Annotated in this window: 13 protein-coding genes; 10 read left to right on the forward strand and 3 right to left on the reverse strand. The window is 73.4% G+C overall.

Features of this window, described 5'->3' with window-relative positions:
* The first annotated feature begins 30 nt into the window (after nucleotides 1-30).
* The 7 genes from C9F11_RS12270 (at nucleotide 31) to C9F11_RS12300 (ending at nucleotide 10,983) form a co-directional block, all read left to right on the forward strand.
* Complete coding sequence (locus C9F11_RS12270) at nucleotides 31-834, forward strand: adenosylcobinamide-GDP ribazoletransferase (protein WP_138959317.1); 804 nt, start codon at nucleotides 31-33, stop codon at nucleotides 832-834.
* Between the two features lie 102 nt (nucleotides 835-936).
* A complete protein-coding gene (locus C9F11_RS12275) occupies nucleotides 937-2,481 on the forward strand; it encodes a leucyl aminopeptidase (RefSeq protein WP_138959318.1) in 1,545 nt (514 codons plus the stop codon).
* A 338-nt stretch (nucleotides 2,482-2,819) separates the two neighbouring features.
* Nucleotides 2,820-4,208 carry a dihydrolipoyl dehydrogenase gene (gene lpdA / locus C9F11_RS12280; protein ID WP_138959319.1) on the forward strand — a complete coding sequence of 463 codons (1,389 nt, stop codon included), beginning with the start codon at nucleotides 2,820-2,822 and terminating at the stop codon, nucleotides 4,206-4,208.
* 100 nt (nucleotides 4,209-4,308) lie between these two features.
* Nucleotides 4,309-6,063 carry a 2-oxoglutarate dehydrogenase, E2 component, dihydrolipoamide succinyltransferase gene (gene sucB, locus C9F11_RS12285; RefSeq protein ID WP_138959320.1) on the forward strand — a complete coding sequence of 585 codons (1,755 nt, stop codon included), beginning with the start codon at nucleotides 4,309-4,311 and terminating at the stop codon, nucleotides 6,061-6,063.
* Between the two features lie 126 nt (nucleotides 6,064-6,189).
* A complete protein-coding gene (locus tag C9F11_RS12290) occupies nucleotides 6,190-6,834 on the forward strand; it encodes a GntR family transcriptional regulator (RefSeq protein WP_138959321.1) in 645 nt (214 codons plus the stop codon).
* Between the two features lie 277 nt (nucleotides 6,835-7,111).
* On the forward strand, nucleotides 7,112-9,817 hold the full coding sequence (gene aceE, locus C9F11_RS12295) for a pyruvate dehydrogenase (acetyl-transferring), homodimeric type (RefSeq protein WP_138959322.1): 2,706 nt from the start codon (nucleotides 7,112-7,114) through the stop codon (nucleotides 9,815-9,817).
* Between the two features lie 188 nt (nucleotides 9,818-10,005).
* Nucleotides 10,006-10,983: a WYL domain-containing protein gene (locus C9F11_RS12300; protein ID WP_138959323.1), complete on the forward strand. Its 978-nt coding sequence runs from the start codon at nucleotides 10,006-10,008 to the stop codon at nucleotides 10,981-10,983.
* Between the two features lie 32 nt (nucleotides 10,984-11,015).
* On the opposite strand, the gene C9F11_RS12305 is transcribed toward C9F11_RS12300, so the two are convergent.
* Nucleotides 11,016-11,951 (reverse strand): SDR family oxidoreductase, encoded by a 936-nt coding sequence (locus C9F11_RS12305; RefSeq protein WP_138959324.1) that lies wholly within the window; start codon nucleotides 11,949-11,951, stop codon nucleotides 11,016-11,018.
* A gap of 133 nt (nucleotides 11,952-12,084) precedes the next feature.
* On the opposite strand from C9F11_RS12305, the gene C9F11_RS12310 reads away from it, so the two are divergent.
* Nucleotides 12,085-12,606 (forward strand): DUF4240 domain-containing protein, encoded by a 522-nt coding sequence (locus C9F11_RS12310; RefSeq protein ID WP_171076078.1) that lies wholly within the window; start codon nucleotides 12,085-12,087, stop codon nucleotides 12,604-12,606.
* 80 nt (nucleotides 12,607-12,686) lie between these two features.
* Here C9F11_RS12310 and C9F11_RS12315 read toward each other — a convergent pair whose 3' ends face one another.
* Together C9F11_RS12315 and C9F11_RS12320 are read right to left on the reverse strand one after the other, a co-directional pair.
* On the reverse strand, nucleotides 12,687-13,820 hold the full coding sequence (locus C9F11_RS12315) for a PP2C family protein-serine/threonine phosphatase (protein ID WP_138959326.1): 1,134 nt from the start codon (nucleotides 13,818-13,820) through the stop codon (nucleotides 12,687-12,689).
* A 152-nt stretch (nucleotides 13,821-13,972) separates the two neighbouring features.
* Nucleotides 13,973-14,461, reverse strand: coding sequence for a GNAT family N-acetyltransferase (locus C9F11_RS12320; RefSeq protein ID WP_138959327.1), 489 nt, complete (start codon nucleotides 14,459-14,461; stop codon nucleotides 13,973-13,975).
* Between the two features lie 62 nt (nucleotides 14,462-14,523).
* On the opposite strand from C9F11_RS12320, the gene C9F11_RS12325 reads away from it, so the two are divergent.
* The gene (locus tag C9F11_RS12325) at nucleotides 14,524-15,459 is read left to right on the forward strand and encodes a TIGR01777 family oxidoreductase (RefSeq protein WP_138959328.1); all 936 of its coding nucleotides are present in this window, start codon (nucleotides 14,524-14,526) and stop codon (nucleotides 15,457-15,459) included.
* A gap of 297 nt (nucleotides 15,460-15,756) precedes the next feature.
* Nucleotides 15,757-17,181 carry an NAD(P)/FAD-dependent oxidoreductase gene (locus C9F11_RS12330; protein WP_138959329.1) on the forward strand — a complete coding sequence of 475 codons (1,425 nt, stop codon included), beginning with the start codon at nucleotides 15,757-15,759 and terminating at the stop codon, nucleotides 17,179-17,181.
* Nucleotides 17,182-17,188 lie beyond the last annotated feature (7 nt).

The following is a 17,188-nucleotide window of genomic DNA, read 5'->3' on the forward strand; positions in this document are numbered from 1 at the left end:
TGCCCCGGGCCGCCCGGGTAATCTCGCCCAATGCTCAGACCCACCCCCGCCGACGGCCTCCGCTTCGCCTTCGGGACGCTCACCGCGCTGCCGGTGCGGGTGCGCCGGTGGGACCGCGAGGCCGCCCGGACGGGCATGCTGTGCGCCCCGGTCGCGGGGCTCGTGCTCGGCCTCCTCGCCGGGGGTCTCGGGGCGGCGCTGCTCGCCCTCGGCGCGAGCCCGCTGCTCGCCGCCGTCGCCGCCGTCGCCGTGCCCGCCGCGGGCACCCGGGGGCTGCACCTCGACGGTCTCGCCGACACCGCCGACGGCCTGGGCAGCGGCAAGCCCGCCGCCGACGCGCTGCGGATCATGAAGCAGTCCGACATCGGGCCGTTCGGCGTGATCACCCTGGTCCTGGCCCTGTTCGCGCAGGTCGCGGCCCTGGCCGAGCTGTACGACGACGGCTGGGCGCGCGGTCTGTGCGGCGCCGCCGTGGCCGCCACCGCCGCCCGGCTCGCGCTCACCCTCGCCGCCCGCGCCGAGGTGCCGCCGGCCCGGCCCGAGGGGCTCGGCGCGGCCGTCGCGGGCACGGTCCCCGCGCGCGCGGCCCTGGCCGTCCTCGTGGCCGTCACCGCCGCGGCCGCCGCCGCGGGAGCGGTCACGGACCCCGGCACCGCCGTCTCCACCGTCCGGAACGCGGCCGCCGTGCTGCTCGCCTGCGCCGCCGCCGAGGCCCTCCTGCGGCACTGCGTACGGCGGTTCGGCGGCGTCACCGGCGACGTCTTCGGCGGGCTCGCCGAGACCGCCGCCACGGCCGCGCTGCTTGTGCTCGCCCTCGGCCAGCACGCACAGTGAGGCGCACCGCATTGCTTGCGGGCGTAGGCTCGCGACGGGCTTACCACCCCAAAGCCCGCAAGAACTCCGTGAAACCTCCTATGAAAGAGGGACTTCAGCACCGTGACTGCTCTGACTCTCAGCACCGCCGCCGCGTCCGGCCTGCGTGCCGACGCGATCGTCGTCGGTGTCGCGAAGGGCGCCAAGGGACCGGTCGTGGCCCCTGGCGCCGAGTCCGTGGACAAGGCGTACGACGGCAAGCTCGCGTCCGTCCTGGAGACCCTCGGTGCCTCGGGCGCCGAGGGTGAGGCGACGAAGCTGCCCGCGCCGTCCGGCTTCAAGGCGCCGGTGATCCTGGCAGTCGGCCTCGGCGCGGTCCCCGAGAAGGACCAGGCTTATGACGCGGAGGTGCTGCGCCGGGCCGCCGGTGTCGCCGCGCGCGCTCTGGCCGGTTCGAAGAAGGCCGCGTTCGCGCTGCCCCTGGAGTCCGCCGCCGACGCGGGCGCGATCGCCGAGGGCGCGCTCCTCGGCGCCTACGCCTTCGACGCCTACAAGGGCACCGCCGACGCCAAGGACGCCAAGGCCAAGAAGGGTGCCAAGGACGCCAAGGGCCCGCTCCCCGAGGCCGCCCTGCTCGGCGGCAAGCCGCGCGACAAGGCCTACAAGGCCGCCGTCGAGCGCGCCCTGGCCGTCGCCGAGGAGCTCAACCGCGCCCGCGACCTGATCAACACCCCGCCGAACGACCTCTACCCCGAGGCGTTCGCCGCGGTGGCCCAGGCCGCCGGCAAGGAGCACGGCATCAAGGTGCAGGTGCTCGACGAGAAGGCGCTCGCCAAGGGCGGCTACGGCGGCCTCCTCGGCGTCGGCGCGGGCTCGGCCGCCCCGCCGCGCCTGGTCAAGCTGTCGTACACCTCGTCCAAGGCGAAGAAGCACCTGGCCCTCGTCGGCAAGGGCATCACGTACGACTCGGGCGGCATCTCGCTGAAGCCCGCGGGCCACAACGAGACCATGAAGTGCGACATGAGCGGCGCCGCCGCCGTGTTCGCGGCCGTGGTCGCCGTCGCGCGCCTCGGCCTGGAGGTCAACGTCACCGGCTGGCTGGCCCTCGCCGAGAACATGCCGTCCGGCTCGGCCACCCGACCGGGCGACGTCCTGCGCATGTACAGCGGCAAGACGGTGGAGGTCCTGAACACCGACGCCGAGGGCCGTCTGGTCCTGGCCGACGCGCTCACCAAGGCCTCGGAGGACAAGCCCGACGCGATCGTCGACGTGGCGACGCTGACCGGCGCCATGGTCCTGGCCCTGGGCGACCGCACCTTCGGCATCATGGCCAACGACGACGCCTTCCGCACGTCGATCCACGAGATCGCCGAGGAGGTCGGCGAGCCGTCCTGGCCGATGCCGATGCCCGAGCACCTGCGCAAGGGCATGGACTCCCCCACCGCCGACATCGCCAACATGGGCGAGCGCATGGGCGGCGGCCTGGTCGCGGGCCTGTTCCTGAAGGAGTTCGTGGGCGAGGGCATCACCTGGGCCCACCTGGACATCGCGGGCCCCGCCTTCCACGAGGGCGCCCCGTACGGCTACACCCCCAAGGGCGGCACCGGCTCCGCCGTCCGCACCCTGGTGCGTCTCGCGGAGCGCACCGCCGCGGGCGACCTCGGCTGAGCAGCCACTGACGTACGGCCCCGGGGCGCCCTCGCCCGCGGGGCCGTACGCGTCGGTACCGCTCCCCGGCCCGCTCGTCCCGCACCAGCCGCACCTCCCGCACCGGGATTTCGCTGTCGATGAAATCCGTACGTGCGTACGTGGTCCTGACCTCCGGCGGAGACCGATCAGCCCGGCCCGGCGTCCCGCCTGCCGCCGACAAGTGCGAAGATGGGTTCTCGGCAGGACAGGGCCCCCACCACAGGGCCGAAGAAGAGCGGCCGTATACCAGCCGACCGACCGGTCGTCCCCGGCAATGAGGGGTCCGGCGCACGGCGCACATGCATGGAGGACGTGACGTGGCGAACGACGCCAGCACCGTTTTCGACCTAGTGATCCTCGGCGGTGGTAGCGGCGGTTACGCCGCGGCCCTGCGCGCGTCGCAGCTGGGTCTCGACGTCGCACTGATCGAGAAGAACAAGCTCGGCGGCACCTGCCTGCACAACGGCTGCATCCCGACGAAGGCGCTGCTGCACGCCGGCGAGGTCGCCGACTCGGCGCGCGAGGCCGGCCAGTTCGGTGTCAAGGCCACCTTCGAGGGCATCGACATCAACGCCGTCCACAAGTACAAGGACGACGTCATCGCGGGCCTGTACAAGGGCCTGCAGGGTCTGGTGGCCTCCCGCAAGGTCACCTACATCGAGGGCGAGGGCCGCGTGTCGTCCCCGACCTCCGTCGACGTGAACGGCCAGCGGATCCAGGGTCGCCACCTCCTCCTGGCGACCGGTTCCGTGCCGAAGTCCCTGCCGGGCCTGGAGATCGACGGCAACCGCATCATCTCCTCGGACCACGCGCTGACCCTGGACCGCGTGCCGCAGTCCGCGATCATCCTGGGCGGCGGCGTCATCGGCGTCGAGTTCGCCTCGGCGTGGAAGTCCTTCGGCACCGACGTCACGGTCGTCGAGGGCCTGAAGCACCTCGTGCCCGCCGAGGACGAGAACAGCTCCAAGCTGCTCGAGCGCGCCTTCCGCAAGCGCGGCATCAAGTTCAACCTCGGCACCTTCTTCGAGAAGGCGGAGTACACCGAGAACGGCGTGCGCGTCACCCTCGCCGACGGCAAGACCTTCGAGGCCGAGGTGCTGCTGGTGGCCATCGGCCGCGGCCCGGTCTCCCAGGGCCTCGGGTACGAGGAGCAGGGCGTCGCCATGGACCGCGGCTACGTCCTGGTCGACGAGTACATGCGCACGAACGTCCCGACGATCTCCGCCGTCGGCGACCTCGTCCCCACCCTCCAGCTCGCGCACGTCGGCTTCGCCGAGGGCATCCTGGTGGCGGAGCGCCTGGCCGGTCTGAAGACCGTGCCGATCGACTACGACGGCGTGCCGCGGGTGACGTACTGCCACCCCGAGGTCGCGTCGGTCGGCATCACCGAGGCGAAGGCCAAGGAGATCTACGGCGCGGACAAGGTCGTCGCCCTCAAGTACAACCTGGCGGGCAACGGCAAGAGCAAGATCCTCAAGACCGCGGGCGAGATCAAGCTCGTCCAGGTCAAGGACGGTGCCGTGGTCGGCGTCCACATGGTCGGCGACCGCATGGGTGAGCAGGTGGGCGAGGCCCAGCTGGTCTACAACTGGGAGGCTCTGCCCGCCGAGGTGGCGCAGCTCATCCACGCCCACCCGACGCAGAACGAGGCGCTCGGCGAGGCCCACCTCGCCCTCGCCGGCAAGCCCCTGCACTCCCACGACTGACCTTCAGTCCACGGACGCGACCGACCACAGACTTCTTCCCCGCGCTCTCGGCTACGCTCGAGCAGGGGAGACCCCATTTTCGTAAGGAGCAACCGAAACCATGGCGGTTTCCGTATCCCTTCCGGCGCTCGGCGAGAGCGTCACCGAGGGCACTGTCACCCGTTGGCTGAAGGCCGAAGGCGAGCGCGTCGAGGCCGACGAGCCGCTGCTCGAGGTGTCGACCGACAAGGTCGACACCGAGATCCCCTCGCCCGCCGCGGGCATCCTGGCCTCCATCAAGGTCGCCGAGGACGAGACCGTTGAGGTCGGCGCCGAGCTGGCCGTCATCGACGACGGCTCCGGCGCTCCCGCCGAGGCCCCGGCCCCCGCCGCCGAGCCCGCTCCGGCCGCCGAGCCCGCCCCGGCGCCCGCCGCCGAGGCCCCGGCCGCTCCGGCCGCCCCCGCCGAGGCGCCCGCCGCCCCGGCCGGCGGCGCCGCCGAGGGCACCGACGTCACGCTGCCCGCGCTCGGCGAGTCCGTCACCGAGGGCACCGTCACCCGCTGGCTGAAGGAGGTCGGCGAGGAGGTCTCGGCCGACGAGCCCCTCCTCGAGGTCTCCACCGACAAGGTCGACACCGAGATCCCCGCGCCGGTCTCCGGCGTGCTGCTCGAGATCACCGTCGCCGAGGACGAGACCGCCGAGGTCGGCGCGAAGCTCGCCGTCATCGGTGCCGCCGGTGCCGCCCCCGCGGCCGCTCCGGCCGCCGCCCCGGCCGCCCCCGCCGAGGCCCCGGCACCCGCCCCGGCCCAGCCTGCCGCTCCGGCCGCTCCCGCTCCCGCTCCGGCCCCGGCCCAGCCCGCGGCCCCCGCCGCTCCGGCTCCGGCTCCGGCCAAGGCCGCCGCTCCGGCCGCCCCGGCCCCGGCCCCGGCCACCCCGGCCGACGACGGCGCCTACGTCACCCCGCTGGTGCGCAAGCTCGCCGCCGAGAACGGCGTGGACCTGGGCTCGGTCAAGGGCACCGGCGTCGGTGGCCGCATCCGCAAGCAGGACGTGCTCGCCGCCGCCGAGGCCGCGAAGGCCACCCCGGCTCCGGCTCCCGCCCCGGCCGCCGCCCCGGCCGCGTCGAAGGCCCCGGCCCTCGAGGTGTCCCCGCTGCGCGGTCAGACGGTCAAGATGACCCGCATGCGCAAGGTCATCGGCGACAACATGATGAAGGCGCTGCACGGCCAGGCCCAGCTCTCCAGCGTGGTCGAGGTCGACATCACCAAGCTGATGAAGCTGCGCGCCAAGGCCAAGGACGGCTTCGCCGCCCGCGAGGGCGTCAAGCTCTCCCCGATGCCGTTCTTCGTCAAGGCGGCGGCGCAGGCGCTGAAGGCCCACCCGGTCGTCAACGCCCGCATCAACGAGGACGAGGGCACCATCACCTACTTCGACTCGGAGAACATCGGCATCGCCGTGGACTCCGAGAAGGGCCTGATGACCCCGGTCATCAAGGGTGCCGGTGACCTGAACCTGGCCGGCATCGCCAAGGCGACCGCCGACCTGGCCAACAAGGTCCGCGCCAGCAAGATCACCCCGGACGAGCTGTCCGGCGCGACCTTCACCATCTCCAACACCGGCTCGCGCGGCGCGCTGTTCGACACGATCATCGTGCCGCCGAACCAGGTCGCCATCCTGGGCATCGGTGCCACGGTCAAGCGCCCGGTGGTCATCAACCACCCGGACCTCGGCGAGACCATCGCCGTGCGCGACATGACCTACGTGACGCTGTCCTACGACCACCGTCTGGTGGACGGCGCGGACGCCGCCCGTTACCTGACCACGGTCAAGGCGATCCTGGAAGCGGGCGAGTTCGAGGTCGAGCTCGGCCTGTAAGGGTCCGGAGACGGACTGTAAGACTCGTCTCATCGGCGGCTGCGCCCCCGTCCGGAGGTTTCCGGACGGGGGCGCAGCCGTATTGTCTAGAGGTCGCCCGTAGTAGCCGACCTCCGGAGCCCCCATATGACCGCGCCCGTCATTCACTCGCTGCGCGAACAGATTCGCGAGCACATTGTGGAAGGCATCGTCAGCGGTCGCTGGAAGCCGGGCGAGCGGATCGTGGAGCGGCGCATCGCCGTCGAGCTGGAGGTCAGCCAGACGCCGGTGCGCGAGGCCCTGCGGGAGCTGGAGTCCCTGCGCCTGATCGAGTCCGCGCCCAACAAGGGCGTGCGCGTGCGGAACCTCTCCGCGGCCGACCTGGAGGAGAGCTACCCCGTCCGGGCGGGCCTGGAGGCCATCGCGGCCGAGCTCGCCGCCGACGGGCTCGCGGCGGACTGCTCGGCCCTGGAGCCGCACGTCGCCGCCCTGTATGAGGCGGACCGGGCGAGCGACGGCACCGGGCAGGTGCGGCACACGGTCGCCTTCCACCGCGAGATGGTGCGGGCGGCGGGCAACTCGGTGCTCCTGCACACCTGGGAGGGGCTCGGCATCGAGGTCTTCACCGCGCTCTCCATCCGCTGGCTCGGCACCGTCCAGCAGTCGTACGCGGAGGAGCACGAGGCCCTCGTCCAGGCGTTCCGGCGCCGTGACCCCCGGATCGCGGAGCTGGTGAAGGCCCATGTCCTCGGCTGCGCGCCCCGGCCCGACGGTGACGCTCATCCCGAGTGAGCCGCGCTCATACGTCGCCCCACCTGCGCGAATCCGATGAATCCAAGGCACCCGGTGCCCTGCACCCTGGCACCCTGTGCCTACTTTTGCCCCGAGAGGGAAGTTTTCCGCTCAACGCTTTGATCGATCATCGATCGCTGGCTTACAGTCGACGACGGGCTCCCACCGGGGCCCCACGCCCTGTCCTGCCAAAGACCTAGGGCACCCCCGACCCTTTCCGTTAAGGGCCCCCGCCCGACCAGGCACGGGAACCCCTCCGACTCAGGAAGGCGGCGTAATGACCGACCCCTCCCGCATCCAGCCGAGCGAGCTCGACCAGCTCCCGGACCGCGACCCCGAGGAGACCGCCGAATGGCAGGCCTCCCTGGACGCCGTGACCAAGGCGGCCGGGCCGCACCGTGCCGCGTATCTGATGCGCCGCACGCTGGAGCGCGCCGAGGGCGCGGGCCTGGCGCTGCCCAAGCTCCTTGAGACGGACTACGTCAACAGCATCCCGACCTCCGCCGAGCCCGTCATCGACGGCGACGAGGCGATGGAGTCCCGCATCACCGCGTGGAACCGCTGGAACGCGGCCGCGATGGTGACCCGCGGCGCGAAGTACGGCGTCGGCGGCCACATCGCCACCTTCGCCTCGGCGGCCTGGCTGTACGAGACCGGCTTCAACCACTTCTTCCACGGCAAGGAGGGCGACGGCTCCGGCGACCAGCTGTACATCCAGGGCCACGCGTCGCCCGGCATCTACGCCCGCGCCTTCCTCGACGGACGCCTCGGCGAGCAGCAGCTCGACAACTTCCGCCAGGAGGCGGGCGGCGACGGCCTGCCGTCGTACCCGCACCCGCGCCGGCTGCCCTGGCTGTGGGAGTTCCCCACCGTCTCCATGGGCCTCGGCCCGCTGTCGGCCATCTACCAGGCCCGCTTCAACCGCTATCTGACGAACCGCGGCATCAAGGACGTCTCGTCCTCGCACGTGTGGGCGTTCCTCGGCGACGGCGAGATGGACGAGCCGGAGTCGACGGCGGCCCTCGCACTCGCCGCCCGTGAGGAGCTGGACAACCTCACCTTCGTCATCAACTGCAACCTGCAGCGCCTCGACGGCCCGGTGCGCGCCAACTTCAAGATCGTGCAGGAGCTGGAGGCCCAGTTCCGCGGCGCGGGCTGGAACGTCGTCAAGTCCCTGTGGGGCGGCGCCTGGGACGAGCTGTTCGCGCTCGACACCACCGGTGCCCTCGTCCGCCGTCTGCGCGAGGTGCCGGACGCGCAGGTGCAGACGTACCAGACGCGTGACGCCGCGTACATCCGCGAGGACTTCTTCGGCAAGGACCCGGCGCTCGTCGAGATGGCGAAGCTGCTGAGCGACGACAAGATCCTCGAGTGTTTCCACCTGTCCCGCGGTGGCCACGAGCCGCGCAAGGTGTACGCCGCGTACAAGGCGGCCCTGGCGCACAAGGGCGCGCCGACCGTCATCCTGGCGCAGACCGTCAAGGGCTTCACCCTCGGTGAGGGCTTCGCGTCCAAGAACGCGAACCACCAGATGAAGAAGCTGTCGACGGACGAGTTCAAGAACATGCGTGACCTTCTTGAGCTGCCGATCTCCGACAGCCAGTTCGTCGACGGCCAGGTGCCCTACGGCCACCCCGGCGCCGACTCCCCCGAGGTCCGCTACCTCCAGGAGCGCCGCGCGGCCCTCGGCGGCCCGGCCCCGGCCCGCCGCACGCACGCGCTCGCCCCGCTGCCCGCGCCCGCCGACAAGGCCTTCGCGGCCTTCGACAAGGGCTCCGGCTCGCAGTCGGTCGCCACCACCATGGCGCTCGTCCGGCTGGTCAAGGACCTGGTCCGCGACAAGGAGACCGGCAAGCGCTGGGTGCCGATCGTCCCCGACGAGGCGCGCACCTTCGGCATGGAGTCGCTGTTCCCGTCGCTCGGCATCTACTCGCCCAAGGGCCAGACGTACGAGCCGGTCGACCGCGACCAGCTGATGTACTACAAGGAAGCCAAGAACGGCCAGATCCTCAACGAGGGCATCACCGAGGCCGGCTCGATGGCGGACTTCATCGCCGCGTCGTCCGCGTACGCCACGCACGGCGAAGCGATGATCCCGTTCTACATCTTCTACTCGATGTTCGGCTGGCAGCGCACCGCCGACCAGATGTGGCAGCTCGGCGACCAGCTCGGCCGCGGCTTCCTCATCGGCGCCACGGCCGGTCGTACGACGCTGACGGGTGAGGGTCTGCAGCACGCGGACGGCCACTCGCCGCTCATCGCCTCCACCAACCCGGCGGCGCTGACGTACGACCCGGCGTTCGCCTACGAGATCGGGGCCATCGTCAAGGAGGGCCTGCGCCGCATGTACGGCGAGGCCAAGCCGGGCGACGCCGCCGAGGACAAGGACGTCTTCTACTACCTGACGGTCTACAACGAGCCGATGCCGCAGCCCGCGAAGCCCGCGGGTGTGGACGAGGGCATCATCAAGGGCCTGTACCGCTTCAACACGGCCGAGACCGCGGGCCTGTCCCCCGCGGCCAACGCCGCGCGGATCCAGCTCATCGGCTCGGGCACGGCCATCCACTGGACCCTCAAGGCCCAGCGGATGCTCGCCGAGGAGTGGGGCGTGGCCGGTGACGTCTGGTCCGCGACCTCCTGGACGGAGCTGCGCCGGGACGCCCTGGAGGCGGACGAGGCGCTGCTGCGCGGCGAGGAGCGGGTGCCCTACGTGCGCCAGGCGCTCGCCGGTGCGGAGGGCCCCGTGCTCGCGGTGTCCGACTACATGCGCCAGGTGCCCGACCAGATCGCCCAGTGGGTCGAGCAGGACTACTCCTCGCTCGGCGCGGACGGCTTCGGCCTCTCCGACACGCGTGACGCGGCCCGCCGCCACTTCGGCGTCGACGCCGAGTCGATCGTCGTCGCGGCGCTCGCGCAGCTGGCCCGCCGCGGCGCGGTGCCGGCGTCGGCGGTGAAGGAGGCCCGGGCCAAGTACGGCCTGTAAGCCTCCGGCTCGGTACGAGGGGTGCGGGGGTCCTGCCCGGGGTGGGCAGGACCCCCGCACCCCTCTGTTTGCGCCGCTGACGCGGCGGTTTCTCCCACCCGCCCACCCGTGACCCCACGGCTTCGCGGGGTGCGGGTCCGACGCGGAGCGCTTTCCCGCCGTCCTCGCGCGCGCGGCATGATGGGGGCATGCGTGCTGCCCGGCTTATCAAGATGGTGTTGCTGCTGCAGGCGCGGGCCTCGATGACCGCGGGCGAGCTCGCGGCCGAGCTCGAGGTGTCGGAGCGGACCATCACACGGGACGCGCAGGCGCTCTCGGAGGCGGGCGTGCCGGTGTACGCGGACCGGGGGCGGGCCGGGGGCTACCGGCTGATCGGGGGCTACCGGACCCGGCTCACCGGGCTCGCCCGCAGCGAGGCGGAGGCCCTGTTCCTGTCGGGCGTGCCGGGGGCGCTGCGCGAGATGGGCCTGGAGGACGCCGCGTCCGCGGCCCGCCTCAAGGTGTCCGCCGCCCTCCTGCCCTCCCTGAGCGACGCCTCCCAGAACGCGGCGCAGCGCTTCCACCTGGACGCCCCGGGCTGGTTCAAGGAGACCCCGGCCCCGGAGCTGCTGCCCGCCGTGGCCGACGCGGTGTGGGACGACCGCCGCGTCATCGCCCGCTACCGCCGCCAGGACAGCGAGGTGGAGCGGGAGTTGGAGCCGTACGGCCTCGTCCTGAAGGCAGGTGTCTGGTACCTGTGCGCCCGTGTCCCGGACACCGGTTCCTTCCGGGTGTACCGCGTCGACCGCTTCACGGCCCTCTCCTCGGCCGCCTCCGGCGACGACCGCTTCGTACGGGACGAGGAGTTCGACCTGCCCGGCTTCTGGGAGGAGCGGGCCGCGCAGTTCGCGCGGGCCATCCTGCGGGACGAGGCCGTGCTCAGGCTGTCGCCCGACGGGGCCCGGCAGCTTCCGTACGTCACGGACCGCGCCGCCGCCCACGAGGCCCTCGACGGCGCCGAACCCGACGAGCGGGGCCGGGTGACCGTCACCCTGCCCGTCGAGTCCCCCGTCGTCGCGTACACGCAGATGCTCGCGCTGGGCCCGGAGGTGGAGGTCCTGGAGCCGCCTGAGCTGCGCGAGCGGCTCGCGGCCACGGCGGCGCGGATGGCCGAGCTCTACCGGTGACGGCCGCCCCGTGACGGCCGCCCCGTGACGACCTACCGGTAGTCGGTCACGTCCGCGGTCGGGCTCTCCTGGTCGACCTCCGTGATGTACCGCCAGGCGTCCGGCGCCGAGCCGTCCACGTCCGTGAAGCCGTACTCCTTGGCGAGCCCGCCGCTGGAGAGCGACTGGCCGTTGAAGCGCGCCACCTCGGGGTCGGCGGCGAGCGCGGCGAGGGCGCGGCCGACGTACGTGGGGGTCTCGGAGATCGCGAAGTGCGGGTTCTGCTTGGTGCCTTCGTGCCAGTTCTCCTCGGTGACCTTGAAGTACGTGTCGAGCATGGCCTCCGAGCGCAGCCAGCCCGGCGTCAGGCAGACCGCCGTGCAGCCGTACTCCGTGAGCTCCTCGGCGAGCGCGCGGGCCATCCGCAGCGGGGCCGCCTTGGCGAGGTCGTAGTAGTAGGGCTTGCGGTAGCGCTTGTTGTACTCCTCGGTGCCGTCGGTGACCTCGACGACCAGGCCGCCCTCGTTGCGGACGAGCAGCGGCAGCGCGAAGCGGCTGGTCACGATGTGGGTCTCGACGCCGAGGCGCAGGATGCGCAGGCCCTTGTCGAGGTCGTGCTCCCACATCTTCTTGTCCCACTCGACGTGGACGTCACCGCCCCAGATGTCGTTGACGAGGATGTCGAGGCGGTGCTGCTCCTTGTCGATGCGGTCCACGAGCGCCCTGACCTGCTCGGGGTCGAGGTGGTCGGTGGGGACGGCGATGCCGCGGCCGCCCGCCGCGGTCACGAGTTCCGCCGTCTCCTCGATGGTCTCGCGGCTGCGGCCGACCTCGCTGACGTGCTCGCGGGTCGTGCGTCCGGTCGCGTACACGGTGGCTCCGGCCCGGCCGAGTTCCACGGCCATGGCCCGCCCGGCCCCGCGTGTGGCCCCGGCGACGAGGGCGATCTTTCCGGACAGGGGGGCCGTGGTCGTCTGTGCGTTCTCCATGGGACGAGCCTTCCACCGAAAGCCGACATCTTCTGTCGGGCTTTCCAGGGGCATGTGCACACATAACGACACAGCCGCATTCCGGAGCACTCCGCGTGCGCCCCTACCCGCCAGGGCAGATGCTTGTCCCGTGATGGACGAGACGGAGTTCTGGGAGATCGTGGACAGCACCCGGGAGGCCGCCGACGGCGACCCGGAGGACCACGCCGAGCTGCTGGTCGAGCGGCTGCTCCGGGCCGACCCGGACGCCGTGCTCGACTTCGCGCGGCACTTCGAGGCCCGCTACAACCGCGCCTACCGCTGGGACCTGTGGGGCGCCGCGTGGGTGCTGCTCGACGGCGTCAGCGACGACGCCTTCGACTACTTCCGGTGCTGGCTCATCGGGCAGGGCCGCGAGGTCTTCGAGGGCGCCCTGCACGACCCGGACTCCCTGGCCGAGCTCCTCGACGACTTCGACGAGGAGCTCGACGGCGACGGCGAGGAGCTCGGCTACGCGGCCGACGAGGCGTACGAGCAGCTCACCGGTGTCGTGGCGCCGGACCTCGGCATCGCCCCCGCGCCGCCGGAGCCGGAGGGCACCGCGATCGACTTCGAGGACGACGCGGTGCTCGCGCAGCGGTTCCCGAAGCTGTGGGAGCGGTTCGCCGCCCGCTGAGCCCCGGCCCGCGCCCCCTCCGCGTCCCCCGTCCCCGTACCCGTCCCCCGGTGTCCCCGTCCCCTGGTGTCCTCGTCCCGTCAGCGCTCCCACGCGAACACCAGGAGCGCCACGTCGTCCCGTACGCCGCCGGAGAACCGCACCAGATCCCGCCAGATCGCGTCCGTCAGGGCCGCCGGGTCGTCCCGCTCGGCCTCGAAGAGCGCGGGCAGCCGGGCCACCAGCGGATAGAAGGCCCCGGAGGCGTCCCTGGCCTCGGTCACGCCGTCCGTCACGGTCAGGAGCCAGTCGCCGGGCCGCAGCGCCACCACGGTCTCCTGGGGCGGCGCGACCCCGGCGATGCCGAGGCCGAGCGGAGGCCCCGGGGACACCTCCAGCTCGGTGACGGCGGTGCCGCGCAGCAGCAGGGGCGGCGGATGGCCGCAGGAGACCAGGCGCAGCGCGTCGGCGTCGGCCTCGGCCCCGAACTCCATGAGCAGGGCGGTGGCGAAGAGTTCGCCGGGCTCGCCGCGCCGCGCGTCCCCGGTGTCCGCGACGGCCTCGGCGTCGGTGACCAGGCGCCGGTCCAGGCGGGCGGCGACGCCCTCCAGGCCGGGCTCGTCCAGGGCCGCCTCCCGGAAGGCGCCGATCAGCGCGGCCACGGTCCCGACGGCCGCGAGGCCGTGCCCCTGGACGTCGCCGACCATGGCCCGCACGCCGCGAGGGCCCCGGCGGACGTCGAAGAGGTCGCCGCCGACCAGGGTGCCGTGCTGCGCCGCCCGGTACAGGCCCGCGCAGCGCACCGGGCCCACCCGCTCCGGCAGCGGCGGAAGCACCGCGAACTGCGCGGCCTCCGCGACCGTGCGGACGGTGATGAGCTGGGCGTCCCTACGGCTGCGGACGGCGGCGAAGACCACGCTGAGCACGGCCACGAAGGCCACGGTCGCGGTGTCGCTCTCGCCGGGGTGGCCGAGGTCGTAGCGCGGGAGGTTGAGCATCAGGAGCACGAGGCCGCCGAGGAGCGCCGTGGCGGCGGGCCCGTAGGCGAGGGCGGCGAGCGGCGGGACGGCCGCGAGCAGGAAGCTCAGGTCGAGGGTCTTGGGCGTGAGGACCTGGATGACCACGGTCAGGACCAGGAGCACGGGCGCGGGCCAGCGCATCCAGGGCGGGGTGGGCAGGCGGCCCGGCAGGTCGGGGTCGCGCGCGCTCCGCCGCCCTACCGCGGGCCTGGGCATGCGGGCTCCTTCCCGGCGACGGGGGTCGTCCTCACGCTCCTACGAGCGCGGGGCGTCCGCACGCCGGGCCGGTCAGGTCGGGTGTCGCACCGTCCCCGCGCGGCCGCCCGGGGACGGCTCCACGGCCGTACGGGCAGCCGGGTCCTGGCAGGTCACAGCACGCGGCCCATCAGCACGTCGTCCACGTACTGCCCGTCCAGGAGGAACTCCCCGGGCAGGACGCCCTCGGTCACGAAGCCCTCGGACTCGTACAGCGCCCGGGCGGGCGCGTTGTGGCCGAGCACCCGCAGGGTGAGGCGGCGCGCGCCCTGGCGGCGGGCCTCCGCCACGACCGCCCTGATCAGCTCCCGGCCCACGCCCTTGCCGCGCACCTGCTCGGCGACGACGAAGCCGAGGATCTGGCGTACGTGCGCGTTGACGGCGAGCGGGGTGGGGAAGCCGAGCCGGATGTAGCCGACGACCTGGCCGTCCACCTCGGCGACCAGGTGGTCGCGGGGGCCGAAGCGGTCGGAGAAGAACGGCTCGTGCGGGGGTGCGGGGCGGGGCTGCACGGAGTGCACGGTGGACCAGTTCTCGCGGTCCAGGCGGGCCAGCACGTCGTCGTCGCCCACGCGGGCCGCGCGTATGTACGTCTGCTGCATGAGCAGCACTGTACGGCGCGAGTACGACGCCCCACCCGCCCTTTTCGCGGCAGGATGGGCCCATGGAGCCTACGCGTCCGCAGCCTTCGGACCCTTCGGAACAGCCCGCCCGTGTCGCCGTCGCCGGCGCCTCCGGACTCATCGGATCGGCCCTCACGCGCTCCCTCGCGGCCGACGGACACGAGGTGGTGCGGCTCGTCCGGCGCGCCCCGCGCACGGCGGACGAGGTGCGCTGGGACCCCGCGGCGGGCCGCGTGGACACGGCGGGGCTCGCGGGCTGTACCGCCGTGGTCAATCTGGCGGGTGCCGGGATCGGCGACCGGCGCTGGAGCGACGCGTACAAGCGGGAGATGTACGACAGCAGGGTGCTCGGCACGAAGGCGCTGGCCACCGCCGCGGCCTCGCTGGACGAGCCGCCCCGGGTGTTCGTGAACGGCAGTGCGATCGGCTACTACGGGGACACCGGTGACCGCGCGGTCGACGAGAGCGCCCCTGCGGGCGAGGGCTTCCTGCCGTCGATGTGCGTGGACTGGGAGGCGGCGGCCCGGCCCGCCCAGGACGCGGGCATCCGCACGGCCTTCGCGCGCAGCGGCCTGGTGGTGGCGCGCTCGGGCGGCGCGTGGGGGCGGATGTTCCCGCTGTTCAAGGCCGGCCTGGGCGGACGGCTCGGGAACGGACGGCAGTACTGGAGCTTCATCGCGCTGCGCGACGAGGTGGCCGCCCTGCGGCATCTGCTGGCCCGCGACGAGCTGTCCGGCCCCTTCAACCTGACCGCGCCGACGCCCGTGACCAACCGCGAGGTGACGGCCGCGATGGGCCGGGTGCTGCACCGGCCGACGCTGTTCCCGGCCCCCGCGCCGGCCCTGCGCGTGGTGCTCGGGGAGATGGCCGGGGACGTCCTCGGCAGCCAGCGGGTGCTTCCCGCGCGGCTCTTGGAGTCCGGGTTCGCCTTCGCGCACCCGACGGTCGACGAGGCGGTGCGGGCGGCGCTGAAGTAGCCGCGGGCCCGGGTCCCCCAGGGGCGCGGGGAGCTGCGCGCCCGGCCCCCGCGCACCGCACCCGACGAACCACGGGCAAGGGGTGCCACGGGGTCGGCCCCGGCGTTCACGGCGCTCCCGCGTGCCCACGCGCCATCGTTTCGCCGTGCGCGTGCGACCGCCGTGCGACCATGCCCGGTCCATGCGCGACTGCCGCCGCCCCGGGGGGCTTCTACCCTCAAGCGGAACTCGGGGATTCCGCCGCCCTGTGACGGGCATAAGCGTCCCCAGCAGCCGCGCAACCTCCGGGAGGAGCACGTGCCAGAGCCTGCGCACCATGCGGATGTCGTCATCGTGGGAGCCGGGGTCTCGGGACTGTCGGCCGCACACCAGCTGAACAGGGCCGGAGTAACGACCGTCATCCTGGAGGCCGCCCCTTACGTCGGGGGCCGCATGTCGACCGAGAAAGTGGACGGCTTCCGGCTCGACAAGATCGGGCAGCTGCTCAGCACGTCGTATCCGGAACTACGTCACACGCCGGGTCTCGACGCGCTCGCCCTGCGCCCGTTCGCACCCGGCCTGCTCGTCCACAGTGAGGGACAGCACCACCGTGCGGCGGAGTTCATCGGCGGCCAGGGCCCCCGGCGCACAAGGGGCGCACTCCATGCGGCACGCGCCCTGGCGAGCGCCCCCCTGGTCCCGCGCCCGGCCCGCGCGGGTGCCAGGGCGCCACTGCGGACGCCGGACGGGGCCCCGTCCGGCCGTGCGCCGCGGCCCTCACGACCGGCCGCGCGCAGCACCCCGCTGGGGAGCGCGCTCGACCAGGCCCGGCTCGGTGCCGCGCTGGCCCGGCTCGCCGCCACGCCGGTGCGGCGGCTGCTCGCGCGCCCCGAACTCCCGGCCGCGCGGGCCCTGTCCGCGCACGGCCTGCCCGCCCGCACCGTCGAGGGCTTCCTGCGCCCGCTGCTGTCCGCGCTGCTCTGCGACCCCGACCTGACGACGTCCAGCCGGTGCGCCGACCTCGCCCTGCACGCGTTCGCGCGCGGCCGTCTGTGTCTGCCCGAGGGCGGCGCCGACGCCCTGCCCGAGCTGCTCGCGGCCGCGCTGCCGCCGGGGACGGTGCGCACCGGCGTCCGCGTCACCGCGGTGGCCGCCAACCGCGTCACGACCGCCGAGCACGGCGAGCTGACCTGCCGGGGCGTCCTCCTGGCCACCGACGCGCGCGCCGCCGCCGAGCTGCTTCCCGGTCTTCGCGTGCCGTCCTTCCACGCGATGACCGTCGTGCACCACGCGGCCCCCGAGCCGCCGCTCGCCGAGCCCGCGCTGCTCCTGGACGCCGACCGGCGCGGCCCGGTCGCGCACACGGCCGTCGTCAGCCACGTCGACCCCACGCGCGCGCCCGCGGGCCGCTTCCTCGTCTCGTCGACGGTCCTCGGGCCGCCGCCGGACGACCTCGACCGCACCGTGCTCGCCCACCTCGCCGAGCTGTACGGCACGCCGACGGACCGGTGGGAGCTGCTCGCCGCGCATCACACCCGCGAGGCGGTGCCCGCGATGCCGCCGCCGCACGACCTGCGCCGTCCGGTGCGGCTCCTGTCGGGTCTGTACGTGTGCGGCGACCACCGCGACACGAGCACGGTGCAGGGCGCCCTGCACTCGGGCCGCCGCGCGGCCCACGCGGTCCTGTCCGACCTGGGTATCACCCCCACGCACACCAAGGACCAGCTCCCGACCGCCGCGTAGGGGGCAG

The sequence above is a fragment of the Streptomyces sp. YIM 121038 genome, assembly GCF_006088715.1.
Lineage (GTDB): Bacteria > Actinomycetota > Actinomycetes > Streptomycetales > Streptomycetaceae > Streptomyces.